We start from the raw sequence: 22,348 nt of genomic DNA, 5'->3' as shown, positions 1-22,348 counted from the left end.
ACCGGTGGTCCACCGGGGGCGTTGACAGCGGTGGGGCCGATTCCTAATCTCGTCTACAAGAGGAATCGCAGTCTACATATGAAGACGAGATGCGCATGGCTTCGGCTCCGCTCGGTACCTCGCCACCCGACCCCGGTAGGTTCGCCGCCCACCTCCGCGAACGCATGGCCGCCGGCGTGCTGTCGGTCCCCCTCACCTCGTTCACCGCCGCCGGCGAGCTCGACCTCGCCGCGTTCCGGACCTACCTCCGGGGACAGGTCGACGCCGATCCCGCCGCGTTCTTCGTCGCCTGCGGCACCGGCGAGTTCTTCTCCCTCACCCAGGACGAGCACGCCGCCGTCGTGCGGACCGCCGTCGAGGTCGCGGACGGGCGGATCCCGGTGCTCGCCGGGCTCGGCTACGGCTGGGCGCAGGCGCGGCAGTTCGCCGAACGCGCCGTGGACGCGGGCGCCGACGCCGGACTGCTGCTCCCGCACTACCTCGTCAAGGCACCGCAGGACGGCGTGGTCGAGCAGGTGCGCCGCGTCGCCGAGCACACCCGGCTGCCGCTGATCGCCTACCAGCGCGACCACGTCCGCTTCGGCCCCGGCGCCGCCGCCCGGATCGCCGAGCTCCCCACCGTCATCGGTCTCAAGGACGGCCACGGCGACCTCGACGCGCTGCAGCGCCTCACGCTCAGCACCCCCGCGGACTTCCTGTTCTTCAACGGCGCGGCCACCGCCGAGATGCAGGCCCGCGCCTACTCCGCGATCGGCGTCCCCGCCTACTCCTCCGCGGTGCACGCGTTCGCCCCCGAGATCGCGCGGACCTTCTTCACCGCGCTGCGCGGCGGGGACCGGGAGCGAGTCGAAGGGCTGCTGCGCGAGTTCTACTTCCCGCTCGTCGAACTCCGCGACCGCCGGGCCGGTTACGCCGTGGCGCTGGTCAAGGCGGGCGCCCGGCTGCGCGGCCTGCCCGTCGGGCCGGTGCGCGCCCCGCTGGTCGATCCGGGGCCCGCCGACCTCGCCGACCTCCAGAAGCTGATCGAGACGGGCCTGGCGCTCGTCGACCAGGACTGAGCAGGGAGATCCCATGCCCGAGAGCACCCGCATCGCCGAAGTCCGCGTCACCCCCATCCTGATCAGCGATCCGCCGCTGCTGAACGTCCAGGGCGTGCACCAGCCGTACACGCCGCGCACCATCGTCGAGGTCGTCACCGAGAACGGGGTGAGCGGCATCGGGGAGACCTACGGCGACACCGACTACCTCACGATCGCCCAGGCCTTCGGTCCGGAGCTCGTCGGACGCCCGCTGACGGCCCGCAACGACCTGTTCGCCCGGGTCGCCGCCGCGGCCGCCGAAGTGGACATCGCCCGGATCGACAACACCGTCGTCGCCGAAGGGCTCCGCGGCGCCCGCACCGAGGTGAAGCTGGTGCACAGCGTCGTGTCCGCGTTCGAGGTGGCGCTGCTCGACGCGCTCGGCCACGAGACCGGGTTGCCGGTGCACGCGCTGCTCGGCGGGAAGGTCCGCGACCGCGTCGAGTACAGCGGCTACCTGTTCTACCGGTGGGCCGCGCACCCGCTGCCCGGCGAGCCGGAGGACGACTGGGGCGCCGCGCTCGATCCGGCAGGCGTCGTCGCGCAGGCGCGGCGGTTCGCCGACCGGTACGGGTTCCGCTCCTTCAAGCTCAAGGGCGGCGCGTTCGCACCGGAGCAGGAGGTCGCCGCGGTCCACGCGCTGCACGAGGCGTTCCCGGACGCCCCGCTGCGGCTCGACCCCAACGGCGCGTGGTCGGTCGAGACCAGCCTGCGGGTCGCCGCCGAGCTCGAAGGCGTCGCCGAGTACCTGGAGGACCCCACCGCGGGCACCGAGCAGATGGCGCGGGTCGCCGCCCGCACCAGCCTCCCGCTGGCCACCAACATGTGCGTCACCGCGCTCGACGAGGTGCCCGCCGCGTTCGCCGCCGACGCCGTGCAGGTCGTGCTCTCCGACCACCACTATTGGGGCGGGCTGCGCGCCACCCAGGACCTCGCCGCGATCTGCCGCACCCACGGCAAGCAGCTGTCCATGCACTCCAACACGCACCTGGGCATCAGCCTCGCCGCGATGACGCACGTGGCCGCCACCATCCCCGACCTCGACCACGCCTGCGACACGCACCGGCCGTGGCAGACCGAGGACGTGATCACCGCGCCGCACACCTTCCGCGACGGCTGCGTCGAGGTCACCGACGCGCCCGGGCTGGGCATCGAGCTCGACCGGGACTCGCTGGCCCGGTTGCACCGGCGCTGGCTCGACAGCGACGTGCGCGACCGGGACGACGCGGCCGCGATGCGCAGGGTGCGCCCGGAGTGGCAGGCACCCTCGTTCCCCGTCTGGTGAACCGCTCCTTCCCCTCCCGGAGGCGTCGATGACGACGGTACCGACGGAGTCCACTTCGGACGATGCCGCGCTGCGCGGTGCGGTGGGCAAGTTCTTCCGGCGCATGGTCCCGCTGCTGGTGGTCATGCTGATCGTCAACCAGATGGACCGCACGAACATCGGGTTCGTGCGCCACGACCTGGAAGCCGACCTCGGCATCGGCGCCGCGGCCTACGGGCTCGGGGCCGGGCTGTTCTTCGTGGCCTACGCGCTGTTCGAAGTACCGAGCAACGTGCTGATGGAGCGCTTCGGCGCCCGCGTCTGGCTCACCCGCATCATGATCAGCTGGGGCGTGGTGGTGTTCGCGATGGCGTTCATCACCGACACCACCACCTTCTACGCGATGCGGTTCCTGCTGGGCGTCGCGGAGGCCGGGTTCTTCCCCGGCGTCATGTACTACTTCACCCGTTGGCTGCCGGACCGGTACCGGGGCCGCGCCGTCGCGATCTTCCTCGGCGGTTCCGCGGGCGCCTACGTGGTGACCGGGCCGGTCACCGGCGCGCTGCTGGAGCTGGACGGGGTGGCCGGGCTCGCCGGCTGGAAGTGGATGTTCCTGGCGCAGGGCGTGATCTCGGTGCTGATCGGCGTCGTGGCGGCCTTCCTGCTCGTCTCCCGGATCGGGGACGCGAAGTGGCTCACCGCCGAGGAGGGGGCCGCGCTGGCCGCGGCGGTGGCCGCCGACGACGCGCACCGGGCGGACGCGGGGGAGCGGGTGTCGAAGACCCGACTGCTGCTGCACCCGCAGGTCCTGCTGCTGTGCTTCATCTTCTTCGCCATCTCGCTGACCGGGTACGCGATCACGTTCTGGCTGCCGAGCCTGGTGTCCGGCATCGCAGGGCTGCCGGACTTCGGCGTCGGACTGGTGAGCGCGGTGCCGTGGGCGTGCGCGATCGCCGCGATGTACCTGATGGGCCGGTTCACCGACCGCACCGGCGTCCGCCGCCCGTACGTCACGGTGGCGCTGGTCGTCGCCGCGGTCGGCACCTTCCTGGCGACGCTCGGCTCGCCGTGGTTCGGAGTGGGGGCGATGTGCGTGGCCGCGGTCGGGTTCAAGTGCTCCGCGTCGATCTTCTGGCCGATCGCGCAGCAGGGGCTGGACGGCAAGATCGTCGCGCCGGGCATCGCACTGGTGAACTCGCTGGGCAACCTCGGCGGTTTCGTGGCGCCCACCGCGATCGGCCTCCTGGAGGAGACCACCGGATCCACCACCTACGGGCTCTACGGGCTGTCGGCGGCCTCGTTGCTCGCCGCCGGGCTCGCCACCCTGATCGGCAGGCGCCGGTCCGCCGCCGCCCGCTGACCCCGGACCCCGGGCGCCCCCGCGCCGGACGCCCGGGGCCGCGGAGCCTTCGACGGCCCGCCGACCGCCCGGTGTGTACGGTGTTGCTTTGCGGAAAAGGCACGGTGGCCGGGGGTTTTCCGGTCGCGGGGAGCGCGGGATGAGCGGCATGGCGGACGGGCAGAAGGGCGTGCGGGACGTCAAGTCGGCGGCCCGCACGGTGGAGGTCCTGGAGGTGCTGGGCGGCCTCGACGGTGAACCGGTGAACCTCCGCGAACTGGCCGAACGCACCCAGGTGCCGCGCAGCAGCCTCTACGCCCTGCTGCAGACGCTCGTCGCCCGCGGCTGGGTGCGCACCGACGTCACCGGCTCGCTGTACGGGATCGGGGTGCGGGCGCTGCTGGTCGGCACCTCCTACATCGACGGCGACCTGCGCGTCGCCGAGATCGGGCCGCACCTGGACGAACTGGTCGCCGACCTCGGCGAGACGGTGCACTTCGCCCGGCTCGACGGCGCCGACGTGGTGTACCTGCTGACCCGCGAGTCCAAGCACCACCTGCGCCCGTTCAGCCGGGTCGGCCGCCGGTTGCCCGCCAGCGCCACCGCGCTGGGCAAGGCGCTGCTGGCCGAACGGGCGGACGCCGACGTGGCGGCGCTGCTGCCGGACCCGCTGCCGAGGTTCACCGGGTCGACCCTGGACCGCGCCGGGCTGCACGCGGACCTGGCCGCCACCCGCGATCGCGGCTACGCCGTGGAGCTGGAGGAGAGCAACGTCGGCGTGCACTGCATCGGCGTCGCGTTGCGCTACGACAACCCGGTGCAGGACGCGATCAGCTGCTCGGTGCCCACCGCGCGGGTCACCCCGGAGTTCGAGCGGCGCGCCGTGCGGCGGATGTTGCGCGCTCGCGACGAGATCGAACGCGCCGCGCTGCGCTGGCCCACCTCCCAGGTCTCCTGGCGCTGATGTCCGAAGTGGACTGACACGCGCCGCTTCCACCGAAGGACCGCACCGGGTTCGGCCGGGCGGCCCTTGCGCGCCCGCGGGCCCCTCGCCACGCTCGAAGCCGGAGCTCGACCAGGGGACCGGGCTCGTCGAGGGGAGCGTTCGATGGGGCGGGACGGACGGCGGCACGACGCGGAACGGATCGGAACCGACCCGGGCCCGGCCGCGCCCCAGCAGGCCGCACCGGGCGCTTCCTGGACCGCTGCTCCGCCGCACGCCCCCGGCGTACCCGCCGCCAGGGCGCCGCGGACCGACCCCGGATTCTCGCTCGAATCGATCCCCGGAGTGGACGTGAAGCACGCCAACGCGGCCCGCATGTACGACTACGCCCTCAACGGCGACCACAACTTCAAGATCGACCGCGAGGTCGCCGACCAGGTGTTCGCGGTGATGCCCAGCGGCCCCGCCGTCGCCCGCGCCAACCGCGCCTTCCTGCGCCGCGCCGTGGAGTTCTGCGTGGACGAGGGCATCGACCAGTTCCTCGACCTCGGCTCCGGCATCCCCACCCGCGGCAACACCCACGAGATCGCGCAGGCCCGCAACCCCGAGGCCCGCGTGGTGTACGTCGACGACGAACCCGTCGCCGCCGCGCACACCCGCCAGCTGCTGCGCGGCAACGAGAACGCGGCGATGGTGCAGGCCGACGTGCGCGACCCGGGCGACGTGCTGGCCGCGGAGCCCACCCGGCGGTTGCTCGACCTCGACCGGCCGGTGGCCGTGCTCATGGTCGCGGTGCTGCACTACGTCAGCGACGCGGACGGCATCGTCGAGATGCTGCGGACCTACCGGGAGCAGTGCACCCGGGGCAGCTTCCTCGTCATCTCGCACACCACCCAGGACAACCAGCCCGACGCCTCCCGGGAGCTGCGCGAGCTGCTGGCCGCCTCGGGCACCGAGGTCACGCACCGCGACCGCGCGGCGGTGCGCGCCCTGTTCGACGGCTGGCGGCTGGTGGAGCCCGGCGTGGTGTGGACCCCGCAGTGGCACGGGTCGCCGCCCGCGCCCGGCGCCCCGGCGCCGGAGGAGTCCGAAACCTGGTGCGGCGTGGCCGAACTCCGCTGATCGCCCGCGACGACCCGCCGCGCGCGTGCGAGGACGGGTCCCGGGCAGTTGCCGGAGGGTGCGGATCAGTCCTCTGTGGAGCATCGCGGAACGCCGATTTCCCATCATGTGGTCATCTTCGGCCGTCCCCGTCCCGCGGCATGACATATGTCATTGCCCGCGCTCGTGGTCGCTCGCGGTCGGGTCGGCTATCGTCTGATCCGCATGGCGGCGCCCGCGAGCTATACCGGCGGGCGCCCTGACCGGCGTCCCCGCCCCTTCCGCACGCGGCCGGACGCGTCCTGCCGAAGATCGGAGTGGGCACCGATGAGCCGCGCGCACCGCGCCTGGCGGCGGGGAACCGCCCCCGCCCGCCGATCGGAGCCGACGTGACCGGAGTGCTCACCGGGTTCGCCGTGATCGGCGCCATCATCGCCGTCGGCTACCTGGTGGCGCTGCGCGGCTCCCTCGGCGACCACGGCCAGGAGGTGCTGAGCAGGCTCGCGTTCTCGGTGGGCACCCCGGCGCTGCTGTTCACCACGCTCGCCCGCGCCGACCTGTCCGTCATCGTCTCGCTGCCGCTGCTGATCACTGCGCTGAGCACCTTCGCCGCCGCCGGCCTGTTCGTCGCCGCCGGGGTGGTCCGCGGCTGGGACGTCGGGCGCACCACCATCGGCGCGTTGTGCTCCAGCTACGTCAACTCCGGCAACCTCGGCATCCCGATCGCGGTGTACGTGCTCGGCGACGCGTCGCTGGTCGCGCCCGTGCTGCTGCTGCAGCAGCTCGTCGTCACCCCGATCGCGCTGGCCGTGCTCGACCTGTCGCGGCCCGGAGCGCACACCTCCTGGACGGCGCGGCTGACCACGCCGTTCCGCAACCCCGTGGTGCTCGGTTCGCTCAGCGGCGTCGCGGTCGCCGCGACCGGGCTGCACGTGCCGGACGCCGTGTTCGACCCGATCAACCTGCTCGGCGGGATGGCGGTGCCGGGCGTGCTGCTGGCGTTCGGGATCTCGCTGCGCGGCGCCAGCCTGCCCGGCCGGAGCCCGGAGAAGAAGGTGGTGTTCTTCTCCGTGGCCCTCAAGTCCGTGGTGCAGCCGCTGGTCGCCTGGGCGTTGGGCCGGTTCGTCTTCGACCTGCCCGACCCGCAGCTGTTCGCCGTCGTCGTCACCTCGGCGCTGCCCGCCGCGCAGAACCTGTTCACCTACGCGGCCCGCTACGAGACCTCGGTGGTGCTGGCCCGCGAATCCGTGCTGCTGTCCACCATCCTCGCCGCACCCGCCATCGGGTTCATCGCGGTGCTGCTCGGCTGACTGCCCCTTCATTTTCACTTCGGTTGCGAGGTGGGTCGGGTGGCGGAACCTCAGCAGCTTCCTCGCTGCCCGCTTTCCCAGTGGCTCTTCAACGTCTTCCTGTCAGCGGCGAAGCCGATGAGCTGCCGACCAGGCACGCAGACCGACCACCAGCGGGTTCTCAGCGGTTCCCTCGCGAGGACAGCTTTTCCCTCGTGGCGGAGCCACTGGGAAAAAGATCCCGCAGCGAGGGAACCGCTGAGGTTCCGCCACCCGCCCCGAAGCAACAGAAGGGGGAAGATCACCGCAAAGTGGTAGTCCGCACGAAGCTCAGGGTCTGCGGCCAGGAGTGCAGGTATGCCTCGGCGTTCACCGGGTTCTCCTGGCGGGCGCGGGCGCTGAACCCGTGCTCGGCGCCGGGGTAGGTGTGCACGATGCTGGCGCCGCGCTCGCGGCCGGTGAGCGCCGCGTTCAGCGCGTCGAAGCTCTCCCGCGGCACCAGGTCGTCGGCGCCCGGGTAGTGCATCATCACCGGCGCCTCGATCCGCGCGGCGTGCTCGGCGGCGTCCAGCGCGTGGTTCGGCGCGGGCGGAATCGGCACCGTCGGGTGGTAGGCGATCACGTTCGCCAGCCGCTTGTCCCGTCCGCCCAGCAGCAGCGCGAACCGGCCGCCGAGGCACCAGCCGATCACCCCGGCCCGCTGCACGCCGAGCTCGTTGAACAGGTGCGAGAGCAGCCGCTGCTGCTCGGCGAGCGCCGCCTCGTCGTCGAGCTCGCCCATCAGCCGCACCAGCTCGTCGCGCTCGGTGTCGTCGGCGCTCGGCCCGTCCCACGGGTCCCAGGACAGCGCGGTGACCCCGGCGGCGGCCAGGTCGGCGGCGAACTCCCGCACCTGCTCGCCGATGCCGGTGAGCATCGGCAGCAGCAGCATCGCGCCGCCCGCGTCCACCTCCGGCCGCGCCAAGTAGGCGCGGGACCGGCCGACCGCTACGAACTCCCCGGAGATCTCCTCAGCCATGCCCCCACCCTAGGCACTCGTGGGGGAACCGGCGGGCGGTGGCCGCCCGCGATGATCCACGATGGGCGGGCAGCGCACCCGAACGGGAGGACGACGCGTCGTGGCACCTGGACCGCTCCGGTACGAACCCGACTCCGGGATCGCCCTGCTGACCTTGGGCGACCCGCCGATGAACCTGGTGACCCTGGAGCTGACCCGCGCGCTCGACGCCGCGCTGGACGCGGTGGAGCGCGACGGCGCGCGCGTCGTGATCCTCACCGGGGCGGGTGAGCGGGCGTTCTGCGCCGGTTCCGACATCGGCGAGTTCCCCGGCCTGATGCACCCCGGCGCGGTCGTGGAGCGGAAGCTGCGCAGGCAGAACGAGGTGTTCACCCGGCTGGAGCGGCTGCCGGTGCCGACGATCGCCGCGCTCGGCGGCCTCGCCTACGGCGGTGGCCTGGAACTGGCGGCGTGCTGCGACCTGATCATCGCCGAACCGCAGGTGCGGGTGGGACTGCCGGAGATCAAGCTCGGCCTGTTCCCCGGCAGCGGTGGCACCTACCGGGTGACGCGGCGGATCGGGCGGGGGCGCGCGAAGCAGCTGATGTTCTTCGGCGACCCGGTCGACGCGAGCACCGCGCTGTCCTGGGGGCTGCTCGACGAGGTGGTGGAGCGCGGCGGCGCGCTCGCCGCGGCCCGGGAGCGCGCGGACGTTCTGCTGCGGCGGCCGCGGACCTCGCTGCGGCTGGTGAAATCCCTCATCGACGCCACCGCGGACGAACCGGACGAGGAGGTGCTGCGGCGCTCGCTGGCCGCCAGCGACGAGGCGTTCACCTCCGCCGAGGCGCGCGAAGGGGTCCGGGCGTTCTTCGCCAAGGAGACCCCGGACTTCGACACCGGCCGATAGCCCGCGCCGCCCTGTTCGCGCCCCCCGCTCGCGCCGACGGGCCACCCCGAGCCGCCGGGCTGCCGAGCCGCGCCGGCGGGTCGCCCGTCCCGCGCCGACGGGCTGCCGAGCCGCGCCACGCCGAACGTCCGCCGCGCCTCCAGGTCGCACCGACGGGCCGCGCCACCGAGTCGCCGGGCTGCCGCGCCGCGATGCGACCACTCCGCGGCTGCGGGACGGTGGTGGCTCGGCAGGGGAGGGCGCGCATGACCGAGACCTACCGGATCGTGACCGGAGTGGACGGCTCAGCGTCGTCGCGCGCCGCGCTGCGCTGGGCGCTGTGGCACGCCGACCTCGCCGGGGGCGCTATCACCGCGCTGATGGCCTGGGACCTCTCACCGATCTACGGCTGGGCGCCGGACGACGCCGGGCACCGCACCGCGCGGACGCTGCAGGACGTGGTGCACGAGGTGGCCGGTGAGTCCCGCGTACCCGTGGAGCGCGTCGTCGTGCAGGGCGGTCCGGCGAAGGCGCTCATCGACGCGGCCGCCGACGCGGACCTGCTGGTCGTCGGCAGCCGCGGCCACGGCGGGTTCACCGGAGCGCTGCTCGGTTCGGTGGGTCAGCACTGCGTGCAGCACGCGGCGTGCCCCGTGGTGGTGGTCCGCGAACCCGGTGGCCGCACGGGGTGATCGGCCCGTTCGTCCGCGCAGATCGGTCGTCCGCCGGGCGTCGCCCGCGGTGACGGTGATCGCATTCCCAACCTGTTGGATTGGGTTTACACCGCCGCGGCGCCCTGGCTAGCGTTCGGGCATGCCGCAGCGGCCGATGCTCACCACCCGGGGTCACGTGGACCTGTCGCGGGTGGCCTCGGCGCTCTGTCCGCGCTGACCCGGCTCGTTCCCCCGCACCGGTCCCACCGGTCCTCCCGTCCCGCGCGGACGGACGCCCTCACCTCGTGCCCGGCCGCCCGGCGGCCGCGCCCCTCGCTGGAGGTCCCATGCCGACCCGCTCCACGCGGCGTTCCTTCCTGGCCAAGCTGGCCGCCGCCCCGCTCGTCCTGAGCCCGCTCGCCGCGGCCGCCTGCGGCGGGAATCCCGCGGTCCGCGAGGACGGCAGCGTCGACCTCACCAAGGTCACGCTCACCATCGGCGACCAGGCGGGCATCCAGCAGGCCCTGGTCGAGGCCGCCGGCGTGCTCGACGGCAAGCAGTACCAGGTGCACTGGTCCCAGTTCGCCGCCGCCGCGCCGTTGCTGGAAGCCCTCCGCAGCGGAGCCGTCGACATCGGGCTCGCCGGGGACGCGCCGACGCTCAACGCGCTCGGCTCCGGCGCCGACATCAAGATCGTCTCGGCGACCCGGGCGGTGCGGCAGTACGGACTGGCCATCGTGGTGCCGAAGGGCTCGCCGATCCGCACGGTCGCCGACCTGCGCGGCAAGACCGTCTCGCCGACCACGCCCGGCAGCGTCGGGCACTACCTCCTGCTGAGCGCGCTGCGCGAAGCCGGGTTGTCCGCGGACGACGTGCGGATCAGCTTCCTCGAACCGGTCAACGCGAGCGCCGCGCTCAGCTCCGGCGCCATCGACGCCTGGTCCACCTGGGACCCGTACACCGCCGCCGCCCAGCTCGACCAGGGCGCGACCGTGCTGCGCGACGCGAACGGCCTCGCCCACGGGCTCAGCTTTATCAACGCCTACCAGGAAGCGCTCGACGACCCGGGCCGCCGCGCCGCCATCCGCGACTTCATCGGCCGCTACAACAAGGCGCTGGAGTGGGCGCGGGCCAACCCGGAGGAGAACGCGCGGATCTACGGCGACCTCAGCCACCGGCCGCCGAACATCGCCCGGCTCGTCTCGGACCGCTCGCAGCGCACCGGTGGTCCGGTCGACGACCAGGTGACCGCCCAGCTGCAGGAGGTCGCCGACAACTACCTGGAGTTCGGCGTGCTGCGCGAACACCTGGCGATCGGCGAGCACGTCGACCGCGGCCTGTACTGAGCGGGCGGTGGCGATGACCCGGCGGCTGCACCTCGCGCTCTACCTCGACGACCACGGCATCCACGCCGGCGGCTGGCGCCACCCGCGGGCGGCGCCGCCCGGCGAGCACGGCCTGGCGCTCTATCGGCGGCTCGCCGAGTCCGCCGAGCGCGCCAAGCTGGACCTGCTGTTCATCGCGGACAAGCTCGCGGTCGACGACATCTACGGCGGGGACTTCGGCGCGGTCCTCGAACACCGGCCGAACACCCATCTCGACCCGATCGTGCTGCTGTCGGCGCTGTCCTCGGTGACCGAGCGGATCGGCCTGGCCGCGACCGCGTCCACCACGTACTCGGAGCCGTTCCACGTGGCCCGGATGTTCGCCAGCATCGACCACCTCAGCGGTGGCCGGGCCGGGTGGAACGCGGTGACCTCGGTCAGCGACGGGGAGGCGCGCAACTTCGGCCGCGCCGAGCACCTCGGCCACCAGGAACGCTACGAGCGGGCCGCCGAGTTCCTCACCGCGGTGCGGGCCTTGTGGGATACCTGGGACGAGGGCGCGGTGCTCGCCGACCAGGCCGCGGGCCGGTTCGCCGACGCGAGCAAGGTCCGCTACGCCGACCACGCGGGGGACTGGTTCCAGGTCCGCGGGCCGCTCCCCGTGCCCCGGGTGCCGCAGGGGCGGCCGGTGATCGTGCAGGCCGGGGCGTCGGGGGTGTTCCAGCGGCTCGCCGCCGCGAACGCCGACCTGGTCTTCGCGGTGGCGCCGACGCTGGAGCGCGGGGTGGAGTTCTACCGCGGCTTCAAGCGGCAGGTGCGGGAGGCGGGCCGCGGCGAGCACGAGGTGCGGGTGCTGCCCGGGATCATGCCCGTGGTCGGGGAGACCGACGAGCAGGCGCGGGAGGTCGAGCGGGAGCTGCGTGCGCTGGTGCTGCCCATCGCGGGCCTCACCTTCATGGCGGCGAGCATGAACCTCGACCTGTCCCGCTTCCCGGTCGACGGGCCGGTGCCCGACGTCCGGGACGAGATCCGCGGCAGCAAGGGCCGCTTCCAGCACGTGATCGCCGATGCGATCGACCGCGGGATCATGCTGGGGGAGCTGGGTGCCGAGTACGCGGCGACGCTGTCGTTCCCGCTGGTCGCCGGATCTCCCGCCACGATCGCCGACGAGTTCCAGCGCTGGTTCGAGGCAGGCGCCTGCGACGGGTTCGTGCTGATGCCGCCGTACGTGCCGGGCGGGGTCACGGACTTCTTCGAGCAGGTGGTGCCGGAACTGCAGCGCAGAGGATTATTCCGCACGGAGTACAAGGGGCGCACCCTGCGCGACCACCTCGGCATCGAGCGTCCCTGATCGACGCCGAGGTGGTCCGCCGGATCAGAGGGGCTTGCGCCCGACCCCGGCCCAGATCGCCGACTCGCCGGACTGGCTGAAGTCCAGCTTCGGCGAGTGGTTGGGGCTGCTGTCCTCCGGGTGCCAGTCGGTCGTCCACGCCATGCCCGGCTCCAGCATCTCGAAGTCGCCGAACAGCTCGCGGATCTCCTCCTGGCTGCGCCAGATCACCGGGCTGGAGGAGTTGTCGTACATCTGCTTGATGCCGACCAGCTGGTCGTCCAGCTCGGCGGGGACCCCGTCGTCGGTGAGGTGCGACAGCGCCAGGTACGAGCCGGGCGGCAGCAGCTCCCGGTAGCGCTTCATGACCTGCGGCGAGATGTCCTCGCCGTCCGGACCCGGCTGCTGGACGTGCAGCACCGCGATCAGCAGCACCGCGACCGGCTGCTCCAGGTCGAGCACCCCGGTCTCGATGGCCTTCTGCCACAACCGGTCCGGGTTGCGGAAGTCCGCGTTGATCGCGGCGTGCCGCTCCCCGTCGCCGTGCTTCTCCAGCAGCACCTGGGAGTGCGCCACCGCGACCGGCTCGTGGTCGACGTAGACGACCTTGGAGCCCGGCTCGACCTCGTCGGCGACCGAGTGCGTGTTGCCCATCGTGGGCACGCCGGAACCGATGTCGATGAACTGGTGCACCCCGCGGGCCACCAGGTGCCGGACCGCTCGGTGCAGGAAGAGCCGATTGCTGATCGCGATCGGGCGTAACAACGGGTATTGGTCGACGACGTGCTGGCCGAATTCCCGGTCGATGGCCCAGTTCGCGTTACCGCCGAGGTACCAGTCGTACACCCGGGCGACGCTCGGCTTGGTCAAATCCGCGTGCTGCGGGGGGAACGGGTCCTCATCAAGATCGCTCATTCGCATGGTCCTTTGTCACAACCGGGTGATCTTGCGACGAATAGTAACCCCTCGACCGCTCGGCGTGAGCGGGGGCCATCGGGTGAAAAGCCGGCCGATGTCCGTGGTCAGCGGCCTGCGGGCACGTGGACGCGCGGAATCGGCCGGGCGGTCCGCGGTTCGGTTCGCACGGCAGCACGAAGCGGGGGGGGGGGGGGGGGCCCCCCCCCCCGGCCGGGGGGGGGGGGGGGGGGCGGCCCCCCCCCCCGATCCGGTTCGGTCGGAAAAGGGTCAGAAGGTCAGCTTGGAACGGAATTCGGCGGCCAATTCCTGCAGGAAGTCCACCGACTCGTTCAGTTCCAGCGCGGCACCGCGGATGCGGTCCCACGCATCCACGAACAGCTCGAAGTCCCCTTCGTCGTCGAGGTAAACCCCACCGGCGGCGTGTTCGATGAACACGAAGTCCTTGGTGGCGTCGGGAAAGCGCATGATCGTGAAGTCGTTCGGCGTGAAGGCCAGCCGCACGTCGAACGGCAGCACGTGCACGAACACCCGCGAGTAGCGCTCGCCCAGCGCCAGGAGGTGCTCCACCTGGTCCAGCGCCACCGACGGGTTCGGCCCGCCGGGCATCCGGCGGAACGCGGCCTCACCGATCACGAACCGGTAGTAGGGCGGCCGGTCCAGGTCGAAGACCTGCTTGCGGTCCTGGCGGTTGCGCACCAGCGAGGTCACGTCCGTGGCGCGATCCTCGCTGAACTGGGTGAGCATGTAGTGCTCGGACTGCAACGGGCCGGGGATCCGCTCGCCGTGCCAGCTGAGGATCTCGCCCGCCGCGGGCTCCAGGTCGGTGAAGGTGCGGAACCAGTGCGGCACCGCGGACCGGTACCCGGACCACTGGCCGCGCTGCCCGGTGCTCGATCGGGCCAGGTCCAGCATCAGCTCCGCCTGGGCGTCGCTGCACTGGAAAGCCTCCAGCATCTGCTTGAGCTCGGCCTGCTTGACCGCCACCGCGCCGGACTCGATCTTGTTGACCTTGCCCTGCCTGCAGCCCAGCAGATCGGCGACCTCCTGCTGGGTCATCCCGACCGCCGTCCGCGCTCGGCGGATCTCGTTGCCGAGCTGTCTGCGCCGCGACGTCACCGTGCTCGGCACTCGGAATCTCCGCTCTTCGTTCGGGGTCTCGACAAGCAGATCATCCTAGCCGAGCGGGCACCCGATGGCGTGCTGCCCGGTGGTGACCGGACCGACCGATGATTTCACCCTTAAGGGGAATAATCGACACCACCGATCGTACCGATGGTGATCATGGCAGGTCGAACGCACCGGTGCGGGTCCTGGTCAGGAACGAGCGCCAGCGCGCCGCGTCGAAGACCAGGACTCCGTCGTCGATGTTCTTGCTGTCGCGGACTCCGACGGGGCCGCCCGCCACGGGGTGGTTGACCTCGACGCAGTTGCCGCCGTTGGGTCCGCAGCGGTGCGCGGCCGTCCAGCCGTGCTGGGGGAAATACGAGGTCATCAGGTTCGGGTCCGGTGCTTGCACTGGGCGCTCCCTCCGCACTGTTCAGTTCAGCTCGACAACGAGATTAATCCTTGAGTAGGATTAATCTCAAGCACAGGAGGGAGCAATGATGCCCAGCGTTGCCAACAGCTCCGCACACCTCCGGCGCGACCCCGACGCTGCAGCGGAGCAGCGGGTGTGGGTGTTGCGCAGGCACCCGCGCGTGTCGCTTCGGCAGGCGCACGCGATCGTCTCGGTCGACTGGGACGCCGGTGTCGCCCGCACCGCCTGCGGGTTGGGGTTGCGGCGGGATGCCATCGCCGACGTCCCCGCCGGCGGCTGCATGCCCTGCGTCTCCTGCGTCGCCTCGATACCCGTCGGGTCCCGGCAGCTGGAGGACTCCGCCGACTGACGTCGGTGGCGCAGCCCGCCCGCACTCCCGCCGGTGGGCCCCGACCAGGCCGGGTGCGCCGCGCCGAACTTGCCAGGGCCCCGTCGAGATCCTGCCCGCGGTGATCTCCGGGGCCGCGACCGCCGCCCGGCGGAATGATCTGTCCGGAATGGTCAATCGGATGGCCGGGGTTCTCATGACCCACGTCACCCTCGCGCTCTAGTCTCTTGCCCTGTCCGGCGCCTCCGGTCGTCTTCCGTCCAGAGGAGCGCCACGACGAGGGCCCCGCGGAACCGGCGCGCACCGCGCCCCCGACCGCTGCGGGCCACGTCGAATTGTTCCGGGTTCGAGTCAACGGCGGTCCGATGAGCGAAAACAGCACCAATGCGACGGTGCGGCGCAGGTTGCTGGGGCTGGCGCTGCTGCTGTGCGCCGCGTTGTTCCTCAGCACGACGGTGGCGACGTACCAGGGGGTCTTCCGCCCGAGCGTGGACGTGGTGCTGATCGCCGCGTCCACCGGCAACCAGCTGGGGCCCGACTCCGAGGTGAAGGTCCGCGGCATGATCATCGGCCGGGTCTCCGAGGTGCGGCCCGTCGACGACGGCGCCGAGCTGCACCTGGCGCTCGAACCGGACAAGGCGCGGTTGTTGCCGTCGAACGTGTCGGCGCGGTTGTTGCCGCGGACGTTGTTCGGGGAGCGGTACGTGTCGTTGGACGTGCCGGAGCGGGCGTCGTCGGTGCGGTTGGCTTCGGGTGATGTGATCTCGCAGGATCGGACGCGGGCGTCGGTGGAGTTGGAGACGGTGCTGGCGGACACGATGCCGGTGCTGGAGGCGATCCATCCGGATGATCTGGCGGTGACGTTGAATTCGTTGAGCCAGGCGTTGGACGGTCGTGGTGAGTCGATCGGGGACACGATCTCGCGGTTGAACGAGTACGTGGCGGGGTTGAACCCGTCGGTGCCGCAGTTGCAGGAGAACCTGCGGCAGCTGGTCGGGGTGGCGGAGACCTACGAGCAGGCGGCGCCGGACGTGCTGGCGGCGCTGGGTGATCTGTCGCAGACCTCGCGGACGTTGGTGGACCAGCAGGAGAACCTGCGCAGACTCACCTCCCAGCTGACGACCACGTCGAACGACGCCACCGGGTTCCTCGAAGCCAACGGCGACGACCTGATCCGGCTCGGCGAGTCGGCGCGGCCCACCGCCGACGTGCTCGCGAAGTACTCGCCGGAGTACCCCTGCCTGCTGCGCACCCTCGCCGACACGGTCCCGCGGGTGGACGACGTCTTCGGCGTGGGCACCGACGAGCCGGGCGCGCACATCACCCTCGAAGTGGTGGCACCGCGCGGCGAATACGTGGCGGGCCGGGACGAACCGGTCTACGCCGACGAGCGCGGCCCGCGCTGCTACGACTACCCGGACGGCACGCGGCCGCAGTACCCGCCGGACGGGCCGATCCAGGACGGTTCCGCCCCACCCGCCGCGGGAGACCCGCCGGCCGCCGGATCCGCGGGTTCGGGGTCGCACGGCCTCGGGCTGATCAACTCGCCGCAGGAGCGGGACGCGGTGGCGCTGGTGCTGGCGCCCTCGATGGGCGTCCGGGCGAGCACGATGCCGCAGTGGGGTTCGCTGCTGGTGGGCCCGGTCCTGCGCGGGGCGGAAGTCGACTACACCTGACCGTCCACAGTGCACTCGCTCCGCCGGTGGTCGCACGGTCCGCGCGATCGCGGTCCGGTGGGACCGACGTCCTCGGCGCCGGGCGCGGAGCCGCCGGCCCGGTGGCGGGAATCCCGCCACCGGGCCGGTTCCCGGATCACCGGTCCGCGCCGCGCCGCCGCGCGTAGCTCATCGGCGTGGTCCCGGTCCAGCGCTTGAAGGCGTGGATGAAGCTGGCCGCCTCCGCGTAGCCGAGGCGGATCGCGATGTCGTCCACCGACAGCGCCCCGTCGCGCAGCATCCCCTCGGCCAGCGCGGCGCGGACCTCGTCGCGCACCGACTGGAAGCTGGTGCCCTCCGCGTTGAGCTTGCGGTGCAGGGTGCGCGCGGTGGTGTGCAGCTTGCGCGCCACGTCCTCCATGCCCAGCCGCACCCCGTCGGGGCCGAGCATCTGGTCCCGCACCTGCTTGGCGAACCCGGTGCGCTCCCGGCGGCCCGCGAGCAGGTCGCGGCACTGCGCCTCGCACATCGCCAGGGTCTGCTCGTTGGCCTGCGGCAGCGGGCGTCCCAGGAACGCCGGGTCGAGCACGATCACGTCGTGCGGCTGGCCGAACTTCGGCACCACGCCGAAGAATTCGCCCAGCTCCGCGGTGTTCGGCTGCTCCGGCAGGCTCAACTCGATGCGCTGCACCGGGATCGGGGCGGGCAGCAGCTCCACCATGATGGTGTGGATCGCGGACAGGTCGCGCGCGATGAGGAAGTTCCGCACGTCCGCCGGGATCGCCGCCGCGTCCAGCTCGACGTGCAGCTCGTCACCGGCGAAGCGGACCCGCGGGATGCAGAACGCGAAGCTCAGCTCCAGGTACCGCAGCGCCACCGCCATGCCGTCCTGCACGGTGGGACTGCTGATGAACGCGAAGCCGAGGATGCCGTAGGCGGTGAGGTGGTACTGCAATCCGGCGCGCATGCCGAGGTCCGGCACGTCCGGCAGCGCGCGCACCAGGTTCCGCACGATCCGCAGCTCTTGGTGGGCGTCGACGGACAGGTCCGGATCCTCCAGTTCCGGTTCGGTGAGCCCGGTTCCGGCGAGCACCACGTCCGCGGGCACGGAGTGCTCGCCGGCGAACCTGGTGAGCAGCAGGGCGCTGATCGAGCTCCGGGGGAAGTCCCAGTCCTGCACGACCGGGTCGGGCACGGCCGCCGCGGGGGACGGGCCGGTGTTGTGATCTACGTCGCGACGATGCGGCATGTCCGGAAGTATCAATCACGTGACCGCGGAGGTCATAGCCCCCACCCCGTTCCGGCCTAACGTGATCGTGACGGACGACACTCCTACGCCAGGTGGAGGAAGAGCATGACCGCGACCGAGGTCGAAGCCGAACGAGCGGAGATCGAGGCGGCCATCGCCGGACGCACGGTCCCCGGACTGCTCGCGGACATCGCGCGGACCAGCCCGGACGCGCTCGCGTTCGCCACCGCCGAGCAGAGCTGGACCTGGTCCCAGGTGCACGGGCGGGCGTTGAGCATCGCCGCCGCGCTGCGTTCCCTCGGCGTGCTACCCGGTGATGTGGTGGGGCTGATGGCGAGCAACCGGCCGGAGCACATCCTGGCCGACCTGGGCGCGGCGACGCTCGGCGCGACCACCACCACGCTGTACGCGACGCTGGCGCCCGAGCAGATCCGGCACGTCGTGGTGGACTCCGGCGCGAAGGTCGCCGTCGTCGAAGGCGGGGACGCGTGGCGCCGCTGGTTGCCCGTGCTGGGGGAGCCGACCGAACTCGGCGTGGTCATCACCCTCGGCGAGGTAGGCGACGCGCGGCCGCACGGATTCGCCGGCCGGATCATGAGCTGGGACGAGCTGCTGGAACTGGGGGAGTCCGTCGACGACGGCGAATTCCTGCCCGCCGACCCGGACGCGCAGGAGGAACGGGGGCCCGACCCGCACGACATCGCGGTGCTGATCTACACCTCCGGCACCACCGGCCCGTCCAAGGGCGTGGAGCTCAGCCACCGCGCGCTGCTCTACGAGGTGGAGGCGCTGGTGCGGGCCGCCGGGCTGCCCGAGCAGGTGGTGAGCCTGTCGTACCTGCCGCTGGCGCACATCGCCGAACGGGTGCTGTCGGTGTACCTGCCGCTGCGCTGCGGCGGGGAGACGCACTTCTGCCCCGAGATCAAGCAGTTGCCGCAACGGCTCGCGCAGGTGCGCCCGACGATCCTGTTCGGCGTCCCGCAGGTGTGGGACCGGTTGCGCACCGCCATCGAGAACCGGCTCGCCGAGCAGGACGGGGTGCGCGGCAAGCTCGGCGGCTGGGCGTTGCGCGCGGCGCTGACCGGTGCCGAACCGGACTCCACCGCCGCGGAGAAGCTGCTGGCGCGGCTGGCGCACCGCGCGGTGCTGCACCGCATCCCGGTGGCGCTGGGGCTGGACCGGTGCGCGGTGCGCGCGGTCGGTGCGGCCCCACTGCCGCCGGGCCTGGAGCGGTTCTTCGCCGGGCTCGGCATGGGGCTCACCGGGGTGTACGGCCTGTCCGAGACCTGCGGGGCCGCGGTGATGCACCACGCGGGTTCGCCGCGCAGGCCCGGCACCGTCGGCACCCCGATGCCCGGGGTGGAACTGCGGCTGACCCGCGAAGGGGAGGTGCTGGTGCGCGGCCCGCTGTGCACGTCCGGGTACCGCAACCTGCCCGAGGAGGATCGCGAACTGTTCACCATGGACGGTTTCCTGCGCACCGGTGACCTCGGCTCGCTGGACCCGGACGGGACGTTGCGGATCACCGGGCGGCAGAAGGAGATCATCATCACCGCCGGGGGCAAGAACATCAGCCCGGTGGTGGTGGAGTCGCTGCTGGTGGAGCACCCGCTGATCGAGCAGGCCCTGGTGCACGGCGACGGCAGGCCGTACCTGGTGGCGCTGCTGGCGCCGGACGTCGAGGCGCTGCGCGAGTGGGCCGTGGCGAACGAGCTGCCCGGCAACGCCCCGCGCGCGGAACTGCTGGGGGATCCGAAGCTGCGCGCGGAGATCGACGCCGCGGTCGCGGTGGCGAACACCCGGCTCGCGCGGATCGAGCAGGTCCGCGGCTGGGAGTTCGCGCCGACCGAGTGGACCGAGGACGGCGGCGAGCTCACCCCGACCCGCAAACTCCGCCGCGCGGTGGTGGTCAAGCACAACCAGGAGCACCTGGACGCCCTCTACCAGGGCTGACCGCGATTCCCGCGCGGGCACCGCCCCGCAGGGCCGGCACCGCGGCGCCCGCAGCGAGCCGGGCCCGCCTATGTTGGTCGGCATGACGTGGCTGGGCACGACTTCGCACTGGGGCGCCTACCTGGCGCGCCGCCGCGCGGACGGCGAGCTGGAAGTGGCGCCGCACCCCGCCGACCCGGCCCCGTCCGCGCTGCTCGGCAACGTCCCCGGCACCGCCCGGCACGAGACGCGGATCGCGCGGCCCGCGGTCCGGCGCGGCTGGCTGGAGCACGGGCCCGGCCCGTCGAGCGGGCGCGGCCGGGAGGAGTTCGTCGAGGTCGGCTGGGACACCGCGCTCGACCTGGTCGCCGCCGAACTCCGCCGCGTCCGCGAGCGGCACGGCGACCGGGCAGTGTTCGGCGGCTCCTACGGCTGGGCGAGCGCGGGCCGGTTCCACCACGCGCAGAGCCAGCTGCACCGGTTCCTCAACGCGACCGGCGGCTACACGTCCTCGCGGGGGACCTACAGCTTCGGCACCTCCGCGGTGCTGCTGCCGCATCTGGTGGGGGACGCGGATCCGCTGCTGCGCGGCGCCGACGGGTGGGACGTGATCCGGCGGCGCACCGACCTGGTGGTGGCGTTCGGCGGGCTGGCGCCGAAGAACGCCTCCGTCACCCCGGGCGGGGTGACCCGGCACGTCGGCTCGGCGGTGCTCGCCGACTGGGACGGGCCCGAACTGGCCGTGATCTCGCCGCTGGCCACCGACGTGCCGCCGGGCCGGCGCACCGAGTGGATCCGGGTGCGTCCGGCGACCGACGTGGCGCTGATGCTGGGGCTCGCGCACACGCTGCTCGTCGAGGGCCTGCACGACGCGGAGTTCCTGGACCGCTGCACCACCGGCTTCGACGAGTTCGCCCGCTACCTGCGCGGCGGCCCGGGACCGGAACGCGACGCGGACTGGGCGAGCGCGCTGTGCGGGATGCCCGCCGCGGACATCCGCGCCCTCGCCCGCCGGATGGCGGCCGGGCGCACCCTGGTCTCGGTGAGCTGGTCGTTGCAGCGCAGCGAGCACGGTGAACAGCCGGTGTGGGCGGGGCTGGTGCTGGCGGCGATGCTCGGCGGCATCGGCCTGCCCGGCGGCGGGTTCGGGCACGGCTACGGTTCCATCGGCGATGTCGGCGACACCGGCCCGCTGCTGCCGCTGCCCACGCTGCCGCAGGGCACCAATCCGGTGCCGGAGTTCATCCCGGTCGCCCGCATCGCCGACCTGCTGCTGCACCCCGGCGACGAGTTCGACTACGACGGCGGCCGGTACCGCTACCCGGACGTGCGGGCCGTGTACTGGGCCGGGGGCAACCCGTTCCACCACCACCAGGACCTCAACCGGCTGCGCCGCGCCTTCGCCCGGCCGGACACGGTGGTCGTGCACGAGCCGCACTGGACGGCCACCGCCCGGCACGCCGACGTGGTGCTGCCGGTCACCACGACCCTCGAACGGGAGGACATCGGCGCGGGGCGGCGGGACACGCACCTGATCGCGATGCGCCGGGTGCTGGAGCCGTTCCGGGAGGCGCGCGACGACCACGCGGTGTTCGCCGAGCTCGCCGCCCGCCTCGGCGTCCGCGCCGAGTTCACCGCCGGCCGCGGGACGCGGGAGTGGCTGGTGCACCTCTACGAGCGGTGGCGCGAGCGGCTGGCCGCGGACGGCCACCGGGTACCGCCGTTCGCGGAGTTCTGGGACGCGGGGGAGCTCGAACTGCCCGTGCCGCCGCGCACCACCCCGCTCGCCGAGTTCCGCGCCGATCCGGCAGGCAGCCCGCTGCCCACCCCGAGCGGGCGCATCGAGCTGTGCCCCGCGTCCATCGCGGCGGCCGGGCTGCCCGGCCACCCGGTGTGGCTCGAACCGTCCGACGGTCTCGCCGACGACCGGTTCCCGCTGCGGCTGATCGCGCACCAGCCGCGGAACCGGCTGCACGGCCAGGGCGACGTCGGCGCGGTCAGCCGCGCCGCGAAGATCGAGGGGCGGGAACCGGTGCGGCTGCACCCGGACGACGCGGCGGCCCGCGGCATCACCACGGGCGTGGTGGTCCGGGTGTTCAACGAGCGCGGTGCCTGCCTCGCCGGGGCGCTGATCAGCGACGAGGTGTCCCCCGGGGTCGCGGTGCTCGCCACCGGCGCCTGGTACGACCCGGTGGACGATCCGGCGCAGCCCGGCGGATCGTGGTGCGTGCACGGCAACCCGAACGTGCTCACCGCGGATCGCCCGACCTCGCCGCTGTCGCAGGGCTGCTCCGGGCAGCAGACCCGGGTGCAGGTCGAGCGCTGGACGGCCGAACCGCCGCGGCTGAGCTGCCACCGCCCGCCGCGGCTGGTACCGGGACCTCGCTGAGCGCCGCGCCGCGCCAGGTCCCGGGAACCCGCACCGCGTCCCGGATCCGGTGCGTCGAGCACAATCCGCGCCGCCGGTCGAGCTCGTCGAACCGCGCGACCGGGAATGCGATTAGCGGCGCGGAACTCGATGAC

General features: G+C 72.7%; 20 protein-coding genes. 15 read left to right on the top strand and 5 right to left on the bottom strand.

Annotated elements, in window-relative coordinates; translation table 11 throughout:
* Window positions 1-95: 95 nt before the first annotated feature.
* From LCD33_RS10440 to LCD33_RS10415, 6 genes are all read left to right on the top strand, one after another.
* The gene (locus LCD33_RS10440; RefSeq protein ID WP_255617307.1) at window positions 96-1,058 is read left to right on the top strand and encodes a 5-dehydro-4-deoxyglucarate dehydratase; all 963 of its coding nucleotides are present in this window, start codon (window positions 96-98) and stop codon (window positions 1,056-1,058) included.
* Between the two features lie 13 nt (window positions 1,059-1,071).
* On the top strand, window positions 1,072-2,364 hold the full coding sequence (locus tag LCD33_RS10435; protein ID WP_224955666.1) for a glucarate dehydratase family protein: 1,293 nt from the start codon (window positions 1,072-1,074) through the stop codon (window positions 2,362-2,364).
* Between the two features lie 28 nt (window positions 2,365-2,392).
* Window positions 2,393-3,703: an MFS transporter gene (locus LCD33_RS10430; RefSeq protein WP_224966823.1), complete on the top strand. Its 1,311-nt coding sequence runs from the start codon at window positions 2,393-2,395 to the stop codon at window positions 3,701-3,703.
* Between the two features lie 139 nt (window positions 3,704-3,842).
* Window positions 3,843-4,646 (top strand): IclR family transcriptional regulator, encoded by an 804-nt coding sequence (locus LCD33_RS10425; RefSeq protein ID WP_224955664.1) that lies wholly within the window; start codon window positions 3,843-3,845, stop codon window positions 4,644-4,646.
* 144 nt (window positions 4,647-4,790) lie between these two features.
* Window positions 4,791-5,747 (top strand): SAM-dependent methyltransferase, encoded by a 957-nt coding sequence (locus tag LCD33_RS10420; RefSeq protein ID WP_224955663.1) that lies wholly within the window; start codon window positions 4,791-4,793, stop codon window positions 5,745-5,747.
* Between the two features lie 368 nt (window positions 5,748-6,115).
* A complete protein-coding gene (locus LCD33_RS10415) occupies window positions 6,116-7,036 on the top strand; it encodes an AEC family transporter (RefSeq protein WP_224955662.1) in 921 nt (306 codons plus the stop codon).
* A gap of 280 nt (window positions 7,037-7,316) precedes the next feature.
* Here LCD33_RS10415 and LCD33_RS10410 read toward each other — a convergent pair whose 3' ends face one another.
* The gene (locus LCD33_RS10410) at window positions 7,317-8,033 is read right to left on the bottom strand and encodes a dienelactone hydrolase family protein (protein ID WP_224955661.1); all 717 of its coding nucleotides are present in this window, start codon (window positions 8,031-8,033) and stop codon (window positions 7,317-7,319) included.
* A gap of 100 nt (window positions 8,034-8,133) precedes the next feature.
* On the opposite strand from LCD33_RS10410, the gene LCD33_RS10405 reads away from it, so the two are divergent.
* From LCD33_RS10405 to LCD33_RS10390, 5 genes are all read left to right on the top strand, one after another.
* Window positions 8,134-8,919, top strand: coding sequence for an enoyl-CoA hydratase/isomerase family protein (locus tag LCD33_RS10405; protein ID WP_224966822.1), 786 nt, complete (start codon window positions 8,134-8,136; stop codon window positions 8,917-8,919).
* A 245-nt stretch (window positions 8,920-9,164) separates the two neighbouring features.
* Window positions 9,165-9,590 carry a universal stress protein gene (locus LCD33_RS10400; RefSeq protein ID WP_224955659.1) on the top strand — a complete coding sequence of 142 codons (426 nt, stop codon included), beginning with the start codon at window positions 9,165-9,167 and terminating at the stop codon, window positions 9,588-9,590.
* 121 nt (window positions 9,591-9,711) lie between these two features.
* The gene (locus LCD33_RS29600; protein ID WP_358444385.1) at window positions 9,712-9,789 is read left to right on the top strand and encodes a putative leader peptide; all 78 of its coding nucleotides are present in this window, start codon (window positions 9,712-9,714) and stop codon (window positions 9,787-9,789) included.
* A 109-nt stretch (window positions 9,790-9,898) separates the two neighbouring features.
* Entirely contained in the window at window positions 9,899-10,897 is a 999-nt protein-coding gene (locus LCD33_RS10395; RefSeq protein WP_224955658.1) for an ABC transporter substrate-binding protein, read from the top strand.
* A 13-nt stretch (window positions 10,898-10,910) separates the two neighbouring features.
* Complete coding sequence (locus tag LCD33_RS10390; protein WP_224955701.1) at window positions 10,911-12,227, top strand: LLM class flavin-dependent oxidoreductase; 1,317 nt, start codon at window positions 10,911-10,913, stop codon at window positions 12,225-12,227.
* A gap of 24 nt (window positions 12,228-12,251) precedes the next feature.
* Here the strand turns inward: LCD33_RS10390 and LCD33_RS10385 are convergent, their stop codons facing one another.
* The 3 genes from LCD33_RS10385 to LCD33_RS10375 all read right to left on the bottom strand — a co-directional run bounded on the left by LCD33_RS10385 (window position 12,252) and on the right by LCD33_RS10375 (window position 14,640).
* A complete protein-coding gene (locus LCD33_RS10385; RefSeq protein WP_224955657.1) occupies window positions 12,252-13,121 on the bottom strand; it encodes an SAM-dependent methyltransferase in 870 nt (289 codons plus the stop codon).
* Between the two features lie 270 nt (window positions 13,122-13,391).
* Entirely contained in the window at window positions 13,392-14,252 is an 861-nt protein-coding gene (locus tag LCD33_RS10380; protein ID WP_224955656.1) for a helix-turn-helix transcriptional regulator, read from the bottom strand.
* Window positions 14,253-14,403: 151 nt separating this feature from the next.
* Window positions 14,404-14,640 carry a DUF397 domain-containing protein gene (locus tag LCD33_RS10375; protein WP_224955655.1) on the bottom strand — a complete coding sequence of 79 codons (237 nt, stop codon included), beginning with the start codon at window positions 14,638-14,640 and terminating at the stop codon, window positions 14,404-14,406.
* Between the two features lie 88 nt (window positions 14,641-14,728).
* Here LCD33_RS10375 and LCD33_RS10370 point away from each other — a divergent pair, with 88 nt between their 5' ends.
* Window positions 14,729-15,010 (top strand): hypothetical protein, encoded by a 282-nt coding sequence (locus tag LCD33_RS10370; protein WP_224955654.1) that lies wholly within the window; start codon window positions 14,729-14,731, stop codon window positions 15,008-15,010.
* A 344-nt stretch (window positions 15,011-15,354) separates the two neighbouring features.
* Window positions 15,355-16,665, top strand: coding sequence for an MCE family protein (locus LCD33_RS10365; protein ID WP_224955653.1), 1,311 nt, complete (start codon window positions 15,355-15,357; stop codon window positions 16,663-16,665).
* A 136-nt stretch (window positions 16,666-16,801) separates the two neighbouring features.
* On the opposite strand, the gene LCD33_RS10360 is transcribed toward LCD33_RS10365, so the two are convergent.
* The gene (locus LCD33_RS10360; RefSeq protein ID WP_224955652.1) at window positions 16,802-17,893 is read right to left on the bottom strand and encodes an AraC family transcriptional regulator; all 1,092 of its coding nucleotides are present in this window, start codon (window positions 17,891-17,893) and stop codon (window positions 16,802-16,804) included.
* A gap of 105 nt (window positions 17,894-17,998) precedes the next feature.
* Between LCD33_RS10360 and LCD33_RS10355 the strand changes: the two genes are divergently transcribed.
* Window positions 17,999-19,846: a long-chain fatty acid--CoA ligase gene (locus LCD33_RS10355; protein ID WP_224955651.1), complete on the top strand. Its 1,848-nt coding sequence runs from the start codon at window positions 17,999-18,001 to the stop codon at window positions 19,844-19,846.
* Window positions 19,847-19,928: 82 nt separating this feature from the next.
* Window positions 19,929-22,214: a molybdopterin-dependent oxidoreductase gene (locus LCD33_RS10350; protein ID WP_224966820.1), complete on the top strand. Its 2,286-nt coding sequence runs from the start codon at window positions 19,929-19,931 to the stop codon at window positions 22,212-22,214.
* Window positions 22,215-22,348: the final 134 nt, after the last annotated feature.

The sequence above is a fragment of the Saccharopolyspora sp. 7B genome (genome assembly GCF_020177435.1).
GTDB classification, from domain to species: Bacteria; Actinomycetota; Actinomycetes; order Mycobacteriales; family Pseudonocardiaceae; genus Saccharopolyspora_C; species Saccharopolyspora_C gregorii.
Note: the sequence above shows the minus strand (reverse complement) of the source record. Positions and strands in the feature narration are given on the sequence as shown.